This is a genomic window from Hungatella effluvii, from assembly GCF_003201875.1.
GTDB lineage: Bacteria > Bacillota > Clostridia > Lachnospirales > Lachnospiraceae > Hungatella > Hungatella effluvii.
Map to the genome: position 1 here is coordinate 69,363 of NZ_QJKD01000020.1, position 15,184 is coordinate 84,546.

The following is a 15,184-nucleotide window of genomic DNA, read 5'->3' on the forward strand; positions in this document are numbered from 1 at the left end:
AGCACGCCCACGAAGCTAGTCGTAGGGTCCACTACGCCGTCGCTTCGCGGACGCACACCTGACGCAGATATCACGCACTATGCAGTACGCATTTAAGTCCGGCGGCACTAGAGAAGAGAGGGGCGGTGCAGTGAATCAGGAAATGTTGGAACGTCTCAGTGTGATCACGGAAGAAGAGCGGGAAATCTTAAACGGGCGCACTGAGATTGACAGGACAAGGTACACAAAGGGCGATGAGCTTATCACCTCCCGCAAAACGGAGGTGAGGGAGGCTTTCCATATTGACAGCGGGAAGATGCTGGAGCACGGCAAGCTGATCCGAATCCGGCCTCATACCCGGTTCGTTCACTTTCCGAAACACAAACACAACTACATTGAAGTGATCTATATGTGCAAGGGGGAGACGACCCACATGATCGACGGGGAGACGGTTATCTTAAGGACCGGCGAGCTGCTCTTTTTAAACCAGCATGCCACCCAGGAGATTCTGCCTGCCGGAGAGGGCGATGTCGCTGTGAACTTCATCATTTTGCCGGAGTTTTTTGATACAGCCTTTGAGATGATGGGGGAGGAGGAAAATCTGCTGAGGGATTTCCTGGTGGGCTGCCTGTGCAATGATACCCGGTACGCCAGCTTTCTGCATTTCAAGGTGGCTGATGTGCTCCCGGTGCAGAATCTGGTGGAAAACATGGTCTGGACGCTGCTCAATGACCAGCCTAATAAGCGGAGCATCAACCAGGTCACCATGGGACTTCTGTTTCTTCAGCTGATGCACTATACGGATAAGATCAGCCACACCCGGGAGGGCTTCGATCAGAGGCTGATCTTCCAGGTGCTGGGATATATCGACGAGAACTACCGGGACGGAGAACTGACGGAGCTGTCCTCCATGTTGGGATACGATATCTACTGGCTGAGCCGGATGGTGAAACGGCTGACCGGAAGGACGTACAAGGAACTTTTGCAGATCAAACGGCTGAACCAGGCCGCGTTCCTGCTTTTAAATACGAGACTGGCAGTAGCGGATGTGGCTCTGGCTGTGGGGTATGACAATACCAGTTATTTCTATCGGATTTTTAAGGAGCGGTACCAGATGTCGCCGAAGGAGTATCGGAAGAATAACAGGGCGCTGTGAGGAAACGGTTTGAGGGAAGGGAGCGCCTTCCCCGGCCGTTGTTTTATATTATGGCACATCTCTCTCATCCTCCAGCTTACCGGACTGCCAGAGCAGGAAGAAGAGAAGCGCAATTCCTGCCGGGACACCGGCTATGAGGGGGAGGCTCTTTAACGCATCGCTTACCATCTGGCCGATGAACAGTGCGGCGATCAGCGTAAGGGCTTTTCCGTGGCCGTTCTGCCTCCTGTTGGAAAACAGTGTCAAAAAGAGATAAAGGAGTGGAAGCAGCAGCGCAAACTGCAGGAAAGCGCCGGGAATATCATCCTTCATCTGCATTCTGAAATAGGAATGGTTTGCGTCCGCGAATTTCCGCATCAGGATGGTGCCGGCCTGCCCATTGAAAAAGGAAACCGCCATGACGGCCGCGACTGCAGTCAGACGCGAGAATATCCGCAGCCACGGATTGGGCTCGGCCAGGCGCCAGAGCTCATTCTGCCGGGCGTCCGGCTTTTCCAGCATATGGTTCATCCCGTAAAACAGTCCCAAAAGCAGGGAAGCTGCGTAACAGATACTGATGAGCAGGACGAGTAATCCCGCTTTTTTATCGATGACACGGCAGGCGGAAAGCGGGAGAATCAAAAGCAGCCCATTCAGAATGAGGAAAAATGCCGCCGCTGTCCGTATCTCATAAAATACTGCCTGAAGCTGCCATTTTATAGATTTCCATACTTTAATCATGTTTGATCTCCTCCAGATAATACTGTTCCACGGATTTGTGGTGCCTCATTCTGATTTCTTCCGTTTCCATCTGCCAGACACGCCCGTCAGCGAGGAATATGACCTCATCGAACAGAGACTCAAGATCTTTCAGCAGATGAGTCGCCATGACGATGGAGCTGTTGTCTGCCATATTCTCCAGGAGGAAGCGCTTCATATCCTTTTTGAAATACGGGTCGATTCCATCAAAGGGCTCGTCGAAAAGATAGAGGCGGCTTTTCCTGCACAGCCCCAGAATCATGCAGAGCCGTTCCTGGTTTCCTCTGGAAAGGCGGCAGAGCCGTGTCCTGCGGTCGATCTTCGACTGCTCCAGCAGCATCAGGGCGCGTTCCCGATCAAAGTCGGGATAAAAATCCCGATAGAAGCCTGCGCAGTCGTCCGCGGTCATCCATTCGTAAAAGTGACTCCCTGAAAGAATGTAGGAAGGGGGCACTTCCTCGCGGATGATCTGCCCGCCATCCGGCCGGAGCAGACCAGCCATCAATTTTAAAAGCGTGGATTTTCCGATTCCGTTGTCGCCCACGACTCCGATAATCCGGTTTTCATGGACCGTGACGGAGGCATGATCCAAGACTCTCCAGCCATTTCTGTTTTTAGTGACATCCTGTAAACGCAGCAGACAGGTCAATGCCGCCGTTATATCTTCAGTTCTTATATCTTCTTTTCTCATATCCTCAGTCCTCATATCCTCAGTCCTCATATCCTCAGTCCTCATATCCTCAGTCCTCATTTCGGGCCTCCCTCCAGTTCCTGTGAAACCGCGTCTCTGATCTGGTCATTTGTCAGCCCGCAGTTTCTCATGCGGCTTATAAAGTCCTGTATCAATCCCGTTACCATGTCTTCCGACAGCTTCTCCTGTATCTCAGTTCGGACAAAGCTGCCAATGCCCTTCCGGGTCCCGATGATTCCCTCCGCCTCCAGATACTGGATAGTCCGGTGGATCGTGAGGGGGGAGACCTCGAAAAGCACCGCATATTCCCTCACGGAAGGCAGTTTCTCTCCGGGCTGTATGGTTCCGTTTATAATTTGTTCTTTTATGAAGGTTCCGATCTGGATATAGATCGGCTGGTCATTTTGAAAATCCATGGAGAGGCCTCCTGTTATACTGTTATATATATGTATAACAGTATAGCGAAAAAAGATGGAGCTGTCAAGTTTGAATCAGGCTCAAAGTTTGCAGGAAATATGACGGAATCAAAAAATAATCCTCCTGTGTCCATAGCAGAGGGGCAAAAAAATAGTTCCCGGCCGGCTCATCACTTCTTCGCGAGCCGGCCGGGAAACTATATGGCTTTGTCATGGGATTAGATTTTTTCACATCAGGCCAGGAGTCTGTTTGTATATTCATTCCTGCCATCTGCACGCCCTGGCACCCTGTCAGACAACCGTCTGTCATCTACAGGCTCAGATCCTTTCCGCCATTTACCCGGTTGAAGATCAGCAATGAAACGACCGTCAGAACCGTCAGTATGGTGGACAGCGCTGCCGCTATGCCGTAGTTGCCTCGTACCACCTCCGTGTAAACGGCGACCGTCAGTGTCTTTGTCTTGCCTGTATACAGGATGATGGCCGTGGACAGCTCGCTGATCATGGTAACCCAGCTTAAGATTGCGCCGGAGACGATTCCGGCCGTCATCATGGGTACGGTAACCTTGAAAAATGATTTCATCTTCGATGCGCCGAGGGAGATGGCTGCTTCCTCGATGCTCATCGGAATCTGCTGCAGGATCGCCACCGAGGAGCGGATCGTATATGGAAGCCGCCGGATTACGAGGGCGACGACCATGATCAGCATGGTTCCGCTTAACATGACAGGCTTTTTGTTAAAGCCGGTAAGAAGCGCAATACCGAGAACGGTGCCGGGCACGATATAAGGAATCATGGAAATGATATCCACCGTGCTGGTGAGCGCGTTCTTTCTGCGGACGACTAAGTAGGCGATCATGATCGCCAGAAGTACAATAATGACGAGCGCACAGATCGGTATGATGATGGTGTTCTGGATGCTGCGTCCCAGCTTTCCAAACGCGGAAGCGTAGCTTTCCAGCGAGTAGCCGGGGACGAAGATCTTTCCTTCCGTTTTCTTGAAGGAGGTGTAGCTGACATATATCTGGGGCAGAATCGCGATTCCCACGACCAGATAGGAGGCCCCGTGAGCCAGGAAGCCGGCCAGCCCTTTCGGCGCCTTCTCCTCAATGGGATGCAGGGCGTTTAGGGAAAATGCGTTCTTATTGGACACGTATTTCTGCGCCAGGAAGACGACGGTGGTGACGACGATGGCGATAACCGCGATGGCCGCCGCAAATCCGTCGTTGCCGCCCACCTCGTTAATGAACTCCGTATAAAGGACGACCGGGAAGGTCCGGTACCCTTCGCCGATCAGCATCGGTGTTCCAAAGTCCGCGAAGGAACGCATGAATACCAGCAGGGCCGCGGCCAGAAGCGTTGGCATGATTAACGGAATGACCACCTTGAAAAAGCACTTAATGCCGGAACAGCCCAGGTTATTGGCCGCCTCCACCAGGGAATTGTCGATATTTTTGAGCGCGCCCTTGGCGTAGAGGAATACCAGCGGAAACAACTGCAGCGTCATGACGAGCACGATCCCGCCGAAGCCGTAGATATCCGGTATGGTGATTCCGATATTCTTGAAAAATGTAGTGATGACACCGCTTCTGCCCAACAGAAGGATCCAGGAGTAAGCGCCGATAAACGGTGCGGACATGGATGCCACGATGATCAGGATGTTCAGCAGAGATTTTCCTTTTATCTTATAAATAGAGAAGATATAGGCTAACGGCGTTCCAATCGCAATGGACAGAACCGTCGCCGCGATGGATACCTTAAAGCTGTTGAACAGGGTGTTGAAATAGTAACTCTTAGAAAAGAATTTGGTGAAGTTGGCCATGGAGAACTGGCCTGTTTCGGCATCTATGACAGACTGCTGAATTAAGTGGGCCATAGGATAAATCAGAAACAGGGCATAAACTGCGATGGTGCACAACGTGATGATTCCCCATATGTCCAGCCGGAATTTGCTATTATCCTTCATAGAATGCCTCACTCCTTACGAGATTTACACTGCCTTCCTTGTTAAAGACATTGATCTTATGCTTTTTCACCTGGAGCAGTACTCTCTGTCCCGGTTTCAGTTCGTCTTCGATGGAAGACTCCTCGACGATTTCCACCGTCTTCTGCCCGTCGTCAGTCTCTACAAAATAGTGTGTATTTAAACCGAGATACGTATATTCCTTCACGACTCCGGAGATACCCTCTGTTCCATCCGGGGAGATGACGAATTCCTCCGGGCGCACGGAGCATAAGACCTCCTGGCCGGCCGTCTGTTTTAAGCAGTCCATCTCCACCCGGTATCCGTTGCCGAAAACGATGGCGCCGTTCTCCACACGGGCGGGAATGATGTTGGTTCTGCCGATAAAGGTGGCGACGAAGACATTCTTTGGTCTCTGGTATATGTCCTTGGGAGTGCCGACGTGCTGAATGACGCCGTCCTTCATGACTGCGATGGTATCGCTGATGGCCATCGCCTCCTCCTGATCATGGGTGACATAGACGGTGGTGATGCCGACATCCTTCTGGGTGTGGCGGATCACGCTTCTCATCTCCAGACGAAGCTTGGCATCCAGATTCGACAGTGGTTCATCCATCAGCAGAACGTCCGGGGTGATGACCAGCGCCCGGGCCAGCGCAACACGCTGCTGCTGGCCGCCGGAGAGTTGGTTGGGCATACGCTCGGCAAACTGCATGATCTGCATCAGATTTAAGTATTTATCTGTCTCAGTCTTAATCTTTTCTTTTTCAATCTTTCTGTTTTTCAAGCCAAAAGCAACGTTGTCGCGTACCGTCATATTGGGGAATATGGCATAGTTCTGAAAAACCATGCCGATATTCCGCTTGCTGGGGTCCATATCATTGATACGGGTGTCATTGAAATAGATATCACCGCCCTCAATGGAGTTGAATCCCGCGATCATACGAAGAAGTGTGGTCTTGCCGCAGCCGGAAGGCCCAAGGAGGGTAAAGAGTTCCCCGTCCCTGATGGTGGCATTTAAGTCCGGGATGACTGTGTTATTACCATACTTCTTAACTGCGTCTTTTATAATAATTTTACTCATCTTTAACCTCCGGCCCTCTCATTTGCTCTACTTGGATGACTCTATGCTTGTGAAAATATCGGTATACTTGTTCACGAGCTCTTTCTTATGAGCGCTCACATACGGGATATCCTCTTCGATCACATAGATGTCAGACATTGGTGTCATGAAATCACTGGTTTTCGCGTCTTTTAATACCGGACGGTTGGTCAGGGTTGTTCCCCAGATATTCTGAACTTCCTCGCTGATGATGAAGTCGATAAACAGCTTTGCGTTATCCATGTTCTTCGCACCTTTTACGATGGTTGCGGATGCCGGAAGATAAACACTGCCTTCCGTCGGATAAATGATCTTGACCGGAGCGCCGTCCTTTACAAGCTGCGCGCACGGATCTTCATAGGAAAGGCCCACCAGATACTCGCCGTCCGCGACTCCCTTGTATACACCTGAGGAGCTCTCGATGATCTTTCCGTCGATATTGGTAAAGAGATCTTCCACGTATTTCCAGGCTGCGTCGTCCTCATATCCGCCCATAGCCAGCAGAATGTTGGTCAGCTGCGCAAATGCGGAGGAGGAGTTGGCCGGGTCGGCCGTTGCGATCTTGCCCTTTAATTCCGGATTTAACAGATCGGCATAGCCCTCGACCTTGATATCCCCGATTAAATCGGTGTTGACGATTAAGCAGCTGCCATCGAGTACGTTGCCGGTGATGAAGCCGCAGGTATTCTTGTAGGCGTCGAGTACGCCGGAATCGTTAGGAGATATGTATGGTTCCCAGAGGTCTTCATTGTCAAATGCCAGGGACCAGGAACCGCCGAAGAGTACGTCGGCGTACGGATCATTTTTCTCGGACTGGATTCTCTTGACCAGTTCTCCGGTGCCGGCCTGGATCACTTCCACGTCAACGCCGTACTTTTCTTCAAACAGCGGGATTGTGGCGTTCATGAGACCTTCGGAGTTGGGAGAGTAAACCACCAGCTTGCCGCCGCCCTTTTTCGCTTCCGGCTCTGCCGCCTTTGTATCGCCCGCCGCCTCGGTGCCTGCTTCTGCCTTCGGAGCCGCCGTTGTCGCCGGTGTGGAAGAGGAAGAAGAACAGCCCGCCAGAGCCGCTGCCGTCATCGTGAGCGCCATTGCCAATGCAATTGTTTTTTTCATAGTAAATCCTCCTTCGATTGTTGTTTGTATCTCTATTTTAGTAAATATGCATAAAAGATAATACCTGAATTTCCGAACAAACAGCAAAAATACCGAACACATCTGTGAAATCTGTTCGGTATTTTCGTAGGTATCCTCTGTGTACAAGTTCAAATGCCTTTATATAATCTTTGAACGGTATTCTTTAGGGGAGCAACCCATGTATTTTTTGAAGACGTAGCTGAAATACTTATAGTCCCCGATCCCGCATTTCCATCCGATATCGGAAATGGCATTCCCCTCGTCCGTCAGCATGGCCAGGGCCTTTTGGATGCGGTACCGGTTCAGATACTCGATTACGGTGGTGCCTAACGCCTTCTGGAACCGCTGGTTTAAGTAGCGCTCCGAGTAATGCAGCTCTTCTTCTAAGTCGGCCAGCGCGATCTTCTGATCGTAGTTTCTGGCGATGAAATCGAGAATCTGAGAGGCGACCGGGTCCATGCCGCCCATGGAGTCCGGCTCCGGTATCAGAACGGAATGCTTCAGCTTTTCCCGATCCTCCATCTCCCGGCGGAGAATTCCGATGTTTTTCAGTTCCAGGGCAGCCCGTTCCAGCGCCTCCTTCATTTCCTCCATATCCAGGGGTTTTAATACGTAGTAGGAGACGCCGTTTCGTATGGCTTCCCTGGCATACTCAAAGTCGGAGTAGCCGGTCAGTATGATGGCGACGTAATCATAGGTACATTTCGTCCTGGCGATCATCTGGAGTCCGTCCTCCACCGGCATGTTGATGTCGGTTATGACAATGTCCGGGTTCTGCTCTGCGATCAGAGCGCCGCCCTCTTCCCCATTTCGTGCCTCCCCGACGACACTGCAGTTAAATTCCTCCCATGGCACGGAGTTTTTGATTCCTCTTCGGATGATGTCCTCATCCTCTACCAATATTACACTGTACAAGGTTTCCTCTCCTTATTTTTGCTGTAGTTCCCGGTCCCGTTGGCGTTTGCGTCCCGGTCTGCCCCGGCTGGCTCATGCCGCCTTTCCTGTGACTTTGCAGGGGATTAGCAATTCTTAACGCGCAGGGTTTTTCGTTCAGGGGAAATGCCCACTTGTTTGAGCAAAGCGAGTTTGGGCATTTCCCCTGGTTTTTAGAAAAATTTTGCACGTTTAGAAGTGCTTATGCCCGAAACCGGAACTGGAAAGGCGGCATGAGCCAGCCGGGGCAGACCGGGACGCAGACGCCAACGGGACCGGGAACTACAGCTTATTTTTTAATCTGATATCCACCCGGAAATATTCCCCTTCCCGGCTGTCTATGGTCATCTCGCTGTTGTCCCCGTATTCCAGCACAATGCGCCGGGCCAGGTTCTGGAGGCCGTTGTGCTCTGTTTTCAGTTCTTCCGATTTTAACATGGCCCGCAGGGTTTCCAGAGTGGCGCGGGGAATGCCTGGGCCATCGTCCTCGACGCTCAGATAGAGGTAGTCTTCCTCACACCATCCGCGTATGGCGACACGGATTTCCATCTTCTTCTTAAAACCGTATTTAATGCTGTTCTCGATGATAGGCTGTAAAAGCAGCTTTGGAACACGGTATCTCATGCACTCGTCCGCGAGGGCGGTCTCGCAGAGAAAACGGTCTCCGAACCGGGTCCGCTGGATATAGAGGTAGTCTTCTATGTATCTCATATCCTCAAGCAATATGACATCCTGCTTCGTGTTGTTGATGCTGTAGCGCAGAATATGCGTGAATTTCTCGATGAGGTGAGCGGCTTTGTCGGGCTCCGACATGATCAGGTACTTGATGGTGTCCAGCGTGTTATAGATAAAATGAGGATTGATCTGGGTCTGTAAGTTGCTGATCTCGATCATGCTGTTTAAACGGATTAAATCGGTGTTGCGCGTGTTCAGTTCGTTGATGCTCTTAACCATGCGGTTGATCTGGCTGGCGATCTCCTCGAATTCATCTCCGGTATGGATTTCGATCACATGGCCGCTGTCGCCGTGGCGTATGATTCTCATCTCATCGGCCAGCATGCCGACCGACCGGGCATTCTTTTCCGCCATGAGTTTGGAGAGCCTCAAGGTCATGATAAACCAGATCACGCCCAGAAACACGATGGTCAGGATACCGATGGTAAGATAGAGCACATTTTTCGGGTAATAGATAAAGGAATAGAGAAACACGCCCTCGTCCTTCATAAAATGGGACGAAAGCAGATACCGGTTTCCGTGAAGGAAGACCATGCGCTCCTGTGATTCATTTCTGAATTTATTGGTATTCCGCTCCGGCAGAAATCCCTCGCGGGAGCAGAAGATGATATCCCCGTTTGTGGTGGTGATAATGTTGTCGTACTGATAATCGGAAAACAGCCGGGCCCAGTCATGGCCGTTTAAATAGGCGCCCACGAACCCGATGAGTTCGCCGCCGCGGTAAAGGGGCTTAGAGAAGACGTATTCCGAGGTGTCCCCGGTAAAATAGTAGACGGTGTGATAGAGGCTCGGGCCATTTTCGGCTGCGTTGTCGCAGACAATGCCGTTAAATGCGATCCGGTGCAGGTTCATATCATCGGCGCCGTAGCTGGTATAGACGATATTCCGGTTCCGGTCTGCCAGAATTAAGTTTAGGCGGATCGGGCTGTCTACATTGTACTTGCTTAAGGAGTAATGCACCTCGCTGCCGTCCGTCCCATCCTCGATGCACCGCGTAAAAACGGAGTCATTTTCCGTGTCGTTCAAGTAGGAATCCGTGGCGTAATAAGCCGTTTGAAAGGTGCTGGTCAGGAATTCAATGTGTTCCTGCACATTAAACCTGGTGTTTAAATAGTTAATCCCAAAAATAGCGGCTGAAAAAAACAGGCATCCGATGAAAACCAGGAAAACAATATTTCTGGTTGCCGCTTTTTCCAGCTGTTTTTGAAAAATAGTCTGTTCCCGTTTCTGTTTTAATGCCATGACGGCCTCCCATCGAAGGGCCTGCGGACAGTAACGGTCCGCAGACAGATATTCATACATGCAGTATAGCACAAGACTGCAAATAAGGACACATTTTTTAATAAACCGAGACCTTTTTTTCTGCTTGGTAATTCGATAAAATATGATTAGAAAATATCGGAGGGTGATACAAATGGAGAACTATTACCTTGCAGTGGACATTGGCGCCTCCAGCGGCCGTCATATCCTCGGCACAGTGAAGGACGGAACAATCAGTCTGGAAGAGATCTACCGTTTTGAAAACGGCATGGTGAAAAGAAACGGCCATCTCTGCTGGGATGTGGAATCCCTGTTTCACGAAATCAAGATGGGAATGAAGCAGTGCGCGGCGCTGGGAAAGATTCCGTGCAGTATGGGAATCGACACCTGGGCGGTGGATTTTGTATTGCTGGACAGAGACGGACAGAGGCTGGGAGACGCAGTCGGCTACCGGGATGACAGGACGAAGGGCATGGACGAAAAGGTATACGAAGTCATTTCTCCGGAGGCCCTGTATGAAAGGACTGGAATCCAGAAGCAGATATTCAACACCATCTATCAGCTGATGGCGATGAAAGAGGAACAGCCGGAGGCACTTTCCTGCGCGGAGTCCCTGCTGATGATTCCGGATTACTTTCATTATATGCTGACCGGCGTGAAGAGACAGGAATATACCAACGCGACGACCACCCAGCTGGTCAGTCCGGTGACGAAGACGTGGGACTATGAGCTGATTCGTCAGCTCGGATATCCTGAAAAACTGTTTACCGGGCTGTCCATGCCGGGAACCGTGGCAGGGACACTGACGAAAGCCGTGCAGGACGAGGTCGGCTTTAACTGCGAGGTGGTTCTTCCTGCGACCCATGACACCGGTTCCGCGGTTATGGCCGTACCGGTTCCGGAGAATGGGAAAAGAAAAGGCCATGAGACTGAAAAAATACATGATACGGACGACGGTCTGTTATACATCAGTTCCGGCACCTGGTCCCTGATGGGCACCGAGTTAAGCGAGGCCGACTGTTCTGCAGAAAGCAGGAAGGCCAACCTGACAAACGAAGGCGGTTATGATTATCGTTTCCGCTATTTGAAGAACATCATGGGCCTGTGGATGATTCAGTCTGTAAAAAAGGAACTTGCTGCGGCCGGAGAAGCATATTCTTTCGCCGAACTCTGCCGCATGGCGTCCAAGGAGACCATAAAATCCATTGTGCCCTGCAACGACGACGTATTTCTCGCACCGGAGAGCATGACGGAAGCGGTAAAAGCGTATTTAAGAGAATCCGGCCAGGAAGTACCGGAGACGGCCGGCGCGCTGGCGGCGGTTATCTACAACAGCCTGGCTCAGTGTTACAAGGAGACGGTGGAGGAACTGGAAGCCATCACAGGCAGGACGTATCAGGCTGTGAATATTGTGGGCGGCGGTTCCAACGCAGAGTATTTAAACCGGCTGACCGCAAAGGCTACGGGGAAAACGGTATACGCGGGTCCGGGCGAGGCAACCGCCATCGGCAATCTTCTGGCTCAGATGATCAGAGCCGAAGAATTCCAGGGGCTTGCGGAAGCGAGAGCGGCCGTATACCATTCATTTGAGATCAGCACATATGTATAACGGAGGAACGAGGATGATACATAAATCATTTAAAATGCATCTGTATGAAGGCATGGCCGAAGAGTACGAGAGACGGCACAACCTTCTATGGCCGGAGATGAAGGACATGATCCATGAGTATGGCGGCCATAACTATTCTATTTTTCTGGACAGCGAGACGAATGTGCTCTACGGCTATATCGAGATTGAAGAGGAAGGCAAATGGGCGGAATCAGCCGACACGGCCATCAACCGCAAATGGTGGGATTATATGGCCGACATCATGGATACAAACCCGGACAACAGCCCGGTGAGTGTGGATTTAAAGCCGGTATTCCATCTGGACTGACCGGCGGTACAGATAAAATCAGAAAGAGGAGAATGATATCATGACAGTAAAAGAGAGATATGAAGCCGCAAAGGAAATTTACCGTGCAGTCGGTGTGGATACGGACGCCGCCCTGGAGGCCCTGAAAAATATTCCGGTTTCCATGCACTGCTGGCAGGGAGACGATGTAATTGGATTTGACGGGGCAGGCGCACTTTCCGGCGGGATTCAGGCGACCGGAAACTACCCGGGACGCGCAGGAACACCGGAAGAGCTGATGGCTGATATGGACGAGGCGCTCAGCCTGATTCCGGGAAAACACAGAATCAACCTTCATGCAAGCTATGCCGTATTTGAAGAGGGTGAGTGGGCAGACAGAGACAAGCTGGAGCCGAAGCATTTTGCAAAATGGGTGGAATTTGCAAAGGAAAGGAGCCTCGGAATTGACTTTAACCCGACCTTATTCTCCCACGCGAAGGCGGAAAATGCCACATTATCCAGTGAAGTTTTAGAGATCCGCAAATTCTGGATCGACCATGTGAAGGCATGCATCCGCATTTCCGAGTATTTTGCAAAGGAGCTGGGGACGCCATGTACCATGAATATCTGGATTCCCGACGGATTCAAGGACATTCCGGCGGACCGCACGGCACCGAGAGCGAGACTGAAGGATTCCCTGGATCAGATCCTTTCCATCGATTACGACAAGTCCAGCGTGTTTGTGGCGGTTGAGTCCAAGGTTTTCGGAATCGGTATGGAAAGCTGTACAGTCGGTTCCCATGAGTTCTATATGAATTACGCTTCCAAGAATGATATTTTATGCCTGCTGGACAGCGGTCACTACCACCCGACAGAGGTCGTTTCCGACAAGATTTCTTCCATGCTTCTGTTCTTTGACAAGGTGGCTCTTCACGTGACGAGACCGGTGCGCTGGGACAGCGACCATGTAGTCTTATTTGACGATGAGACGAGAGAGATCGCCAAGGAAATCATACGCGGAGGGGCAGACCGCGTCTTACTGGCCCTCGATTTCTTCGACGCCAGCATCAACCGCATCAGTGCCTGGGTTGTAGGCATGCGCAATATGCAGAAAGCGCTGTTAAACGCATTGCTTCTTCCGAACGGCAAGATGGCGGAACTTCAGAACAACAGGCAGTTCACGGAATTAATGATGCTTTCCGAGGAAATGAAGACCTATCCGTTAGGCGATGTATGGGATTACTTCTGCCAGCAGAACGGCGCCCCGGTGAAGGAAGCATGGTTTGAGGAAGTAAAGAGGTATGAGGTCGACGTTCTCGCAAAGAGAAGTTAAGGAGGCAATGCGGCCTCCGTGCCGTTATGGAATAGAAAAAAACGAGAATAAAAATTACAAGAACAGAAAGAACAGGTGTATATAAAATGAAGGTAACAGAAGCAGAATTTGTAAAAGGCTTTATCCGTCTCTGTGACGACGGTTTCAAACAGAACTGGCATGAAAGAAACGGCGGCAACTTGAGCTACCGCATCAAACCGGAAGAAGTGGAATCCGTGAAGGAAGAATTAACAGACACGAATCCATGGCAGCCGATCGGAACCAGCGTTCCGAAGCTGGCCGGCGAGTATTTCATGGTAACGGGAAGCGGAAAATACTTCCGCAATGTAATCCTTGATCCGGCGGCCAACAGCTGCATCATCGAGGTAGACGAAGCAGGCGTGAACTACCGCATCTGCTGGGGCCTGGTGAATGGCGGACGCCCAACCAGCGAGCTTCCATCCCATTTGATGAACCATGAAGTGAAGAAAGAAGTTACCGGTGGAAAGCACCGCGTTATTTACCATGCGCATCCGACCAATGTCATCGCCCTGACCTTCGTTCTTCCGCTGGAAGACGAGGTATTTACGAGAGAATTATGGGAAATGGCTACCGAGTGTCCGGTCGTATTTCCGGATGGCGTCGGCGTAGTCGGCTGGATGGTTCCGGGCGGACGCGACATCGCCGTGGCCACCAGCGAACTGATGAAGAAGTACGACGTTGCCGTATGGGCTCACCACGGCCTGTTTGCTTCCGGCGAAGATTTTGATCTGACCTTCGGCCTGATGCATACCGTAGAGAAGTCCGCTGAAATCCTGGTCAAGGTTCTGTCGATCCGTCCGGATAAGCTGCAGACCATTACGCCGCAGAATTTTAGGGATCTGGCAAAGGATTTTAAGGTAACACTTCCGGAAGAATTTCTGTACGAGAAATAAGAGGCCTGACTGCCATGGTGAGGTCGTGGGAGGCGCCTGGTTCCAGTCTTCGGACATGATTTTTATGAATCAGCTCGTCCCCTTCTCCTGTGCGGGCTCCGGAACCGTTCCATGGCTCGATGCAGAGAAACGGCGCCCTATCCGGGTACACGGTCCAAAATGCAATCGTCTCAAAGTCCGGATAGGAAACCTCGACGCCACGGCCGCTTTCCCAATGAACGAGAGAGACCCGGCGTGAAGTGATTTCGGGAAAATAAAGGGCATTGTCCTGGAAGAGTTCCCTGGAAAGGGGAATGATGCGGCCGTGCAGTTCGTATCCGCTTTCGCCGGAGAGATATTCTCCCAGAAAACGGTCAAAGGGCATGGCACAGGTGGATTCCTCTTTCTCAAATATAAGACAGTAGTCCTCGAAGACAGCGTCTTCCTCCATAGGACAGCAGAAGCCAGGATGGGCTCCGATGCAGTAATACAGGGCAGAGGAGTCCTTGTTGGCGACCCGGTATTTCAGGAGAAGGCTCCCATGCTGCAGCTCATAGGTCAGCGACAGGCAGAAGGACCAGGGATACATGGTTTTTGTGTATTCACTGTCCTGAAGAAGGAAGGACACGCTGCAGTCTGTCTGTGTTATCCTGTGAAACTCCATATCCTTGCAGAAACCGTGCTTTGGCAGGCTGTATTCGCTTCCGTCTATTACGATCCGGTTGTCCCGGCAGCCTCCAACCACGGGAAAGAGGAGCGGGGAACAGCGGTCCCAGAAGCGCGGATCCCTCTGCCAGATGTATTCTTTCCCACTGCGGTCTTTTAAAGAAACAAGCTGTGCTCCTGTGCTGTCAATCACCGCGGTCAATTCTGAATTTCTAATTGTAGTCAACATAAATCTTCCCCATTTCTGTAGTTACAGCTTACCGCCCCCGGCTCGCCTCAACCGCCTG

General features: G+C 51.3%; 14 protein-coding genes. 5 read left to right on the forward strand and 9 right to left on the reverse strand.

Annotated features, from left to right (window positions below; translation table 11 throughout):
- Positions 1-130 precede the first annotated feature (130 nt).
- Positions 131-1,135: an AraC family transcriptional regulator gene (locus tag DFR60_RS26015; RefSeq protein WP_110325795.1), complete on the forward strand. Its 1,005-nt coding sequence runs from the start codon at positions 131-133 to the stop codon at positions 1,133-1,135.
- Between the two features lie 48 nt (positions 1,136-1,183).
- Here DFR60_RS26015 and DFR60_RS26020 read toward each other — a convergent pair whose 3' ends face one another.
- The 8 genes from DFR60_RS26020 to DFR60_RS26055 all read right to left on the reverse strand — a co-directional run bounded on the left by DFR60_RS26020 (position 1,184) and on the right by DFR60_RS26055 (position 10,092).
- On the reverse strand, positions 1,184-1,855 hold the full coding sequence (locus DFR60_RS26020; RefSeq protein ID WP_110325736.1) for a hypothetical protein: 672 nt from the start codon (positions 1,853-1,855) through the stop codon (positions 1,184-1,186).
- Positions 1,848-2,564, reverse strand: coding sequence for an ATP-binding cassette domain-containing protein (locus tag DFR60_RS26025; protein WP_243005186.1), 717 nt, complete (start codon positions 2,562-2,564; stop codon positions 1,848-1,850). Before DFR60_RS26025 ends, DFR60_RS26020 begins: the two co-directional genes overlap by 8 nt.
- Before the next feature lie 56 nt (positions 2,565-2,620).
- Entirely contained in the window at positions 2,621-2,980 is a 360-nt protein-coding gene (locus DFR60_RS26030) for a GntR family transcriptional regulator (RefSeq protein ID WP_110325738.1), read from the reverse strand.
- A gap of 310 nt (positions 2,981-3,290) precedes the next feature.
- Positions 3,291-4,946, reverse strand: a complete 1,656-nt coding sequence (locus DFR60_RS26035; protein ID WP_110325740.1) for an ABC transporter permease — start codon at positions 4,944-4,946, stop codon at positions 3,291-3,293.
- Positions 4,936-6,027, reverse strand: a complete 1,092-nt coding sequence (locus tag DFR60_RS26040; RefSeq protein ID WP_055653764.1) for an ABC transporter ATP-binding protein — start codon at positions 6,025-6,027, stop codon at positions 4,936-4,938. Before DFR60_RS26040 ends, DFR60_RS26035 begins: the two co-directional genes overlap by 11 nt.
- A 27-nt stretch (positions 6,028-6,054) precedes the next feature.
- The gene (locus DFR60_RS26045) at positions 6,055-7,161 is read right to left on the reverse strand and encodes an ABC transporter substrate-binding protein (protein ID WP_110325742.1); all 1,107 of its coding nucleotides are present in this window, start codon (positions 7,159-7,161) and stop codon (positions 6,055-6,057) included.
- 159 nt (positions 7,162-7,320) lie between these two features.
- Positions 7,321-8,097 (reverse strand): response regulator transcription factor, encoded by a 777-nt coding sequence (locus tag DFR60_RS26050; RefSeq protein WP_110325744.1) that lies wholly within the window; start codon positions 8,095-8,097, stop codon positions 7,321-7,323.
- Positions 8,098-8,397: 300 nt separating this feature from the next.
- Complete coding sequence (locus DFR60_RS26055; protein WP_110325746.1) at positions 8,398-10,092, reverse strand: sensor histidine kinase; 1,695 nt, start codon at positions 10,090-10,092, stop codon at positions 8,398-8,400.
- 172 nt (positions 10,093-10,264) lie between these two features.
- On the opposite strand from DFR60_RS26055, the gene rhaB reads away from it, so the two are divergent.
- The 4 genes from rhaB to rhaD all read left to right on the forward strand — a co-directional run bounded on the left by rhaB (position 10,265) and on the right by rhaD (position 14,252).
- Entirely contained in the window at positions 10,265-11,719 is a 1,455-nt protein-coding gene (rhaB, locus tag DFR60_RS26060) for a rhamnulokinase (protein ID WP_110325748.1), read from the forward strand.
- Between the two features lie 13 nt (positions 11,720-11,732).
- On the forward strand, positions 11,733-12,047 hold the full coding sequence (gene rhaM / locus DFR60_RS26065) for an L-rhamnose mutarotase (protein WP_110325750.1): 315 nt from the start codon (positions 11,733-11,735) through the stop codon (positions 12,045-12,047).
- 40 nt (positions 12,048-12,087) lie between these two features.
- Positions 12,088-13,338 carry an L-rhamnose isomerase gene (locus tag DFR60_RS26070; RefSeq protein ID WP_110325752.1) on the forward strand — a complete coding sequence of 417 codons (1,251 nt, stop codon included), beginning with the start codon at positions 12,088-12,090 and terminating at the stop codon, positions 13,336-13,338.
- 86 nt (positions 13,339-13,424) lie between these two features.
- Positions 13,425-14,252 carry a rhamnulose-1-phosphate aldolase gene (gene rhaD, locus DFR60_RS26075; protein ID WP_110325754.1) on the forward strand — a complete coding sequence of 276 codons (828 nt, stop codon included), beginning with the start codon at positions 13,425-13,427 and terminating at the stop codon, positions 14,250-14,252.
- On the opposite strand, the gene DFR60_RS26080 is transcribed toward rhaD, so the two are convergent.
- On the reverse strand, positions 14,212-15,126 hold the full coding sequence (locus DFR60_RS26080; protein ID WP_110325756.1) for an aldose 1-epimerase family protein: 915 nt from the start codon (positions 15,124-15,126) through the stop codon (positions 14,212-14,214). The genes rhaD and DFR60_RS26080 overlap by 41 nt on opposite strands.
- Positions 15,127-15,184 lie beyond the last annotated feature (58 nt).

Excerpts from the sequence above, each read along its gene's own strand:
- DFR60_RS26020 (WP_110325736.1), bottom strand. The coding sequence starts at position 1,855 with ATGATTAAAGTATGGAAATCTATAAAATGGCAGCTTCAGGCAGTATTT.
- DFR60_RS26025 (WP_243005186.1), bottom strand. The coding sequence starts at position 2,564 with ATGAGAAAAGAAGATATAAGAACTGAAGATATAACGGCGGCATTGACC.
- DFR60_RS26030 (WP_110325738.1), bottom strand. The coding sequence starts at position 2,980 with ATGGATTTTCAAAATGACCAGCCGATCTATATCCAGATCGGAACCTTC.
- DFR60_RS26035 (WP_110325740.1), bottom strand. The coding sequence starts at position 4,946 with ATGAAGGATAATAGCAAATTCCGGCTGGACATATGGGGAATCATCACG.
- DFR60_RS26040 (WP_055653764.1), bottom strand. The coding sequence starts at position 6,027 with ATGAGTAAAATTATTATAAAAGACGCAGTTAAGAAGTATGGTAATAAC.
- DFR60_RS26045 (WP_110325742.1), bottom strand. The coding sequence starts at position 7,161 with ATGAAAAAAACAATTGCATTGGCAATGGCGCTCACGATGACGGCAGCG.
- DFR60_RS26055 (WP_110325746.1), bottom strand. The coding sequence starts at position 10,092 with ATGGCATTAAAACAGAAACGGGAACAGACTATTTTTCAAAAACAGCTG.
- rhaB (WP_110325748.1), top strand. The coding sequence starts at position 10,265 with ATGGAGAACTATTACCTTGCAGTGGACATTGGCGCCTCCAGCGGCCGT.
- rhaM (WP_110325750.1), top strand. The coding sequence starts at position 11,733 with ATGATACATAAATCATTTAAAATGCATCTGTATGAAGGCATGGCCGAA.
- DFR60_RS26070 (WP_110325752.1), top strand. The coding sequence starts at position 12,088 with ATGACAGTAAAAGAGAGATATGAAGCCGCAAAGGAAATTTACCGTGCA.
- rhaD (WP_110325754.1), top strand. The coding sequence starts at position 13,425 with ATGAAGGTAACAGAAGCAGAATTTGTAAAAGGCTTTATCCGTCTCTGT.
- DFR60_RS26080 (WP_110325756.1), bottom strand. The coding sequence starts at position 15,126 with ATGTTGACTACAATTAGAAATTCAGAATTGACCGCGGTGATTGACAGC.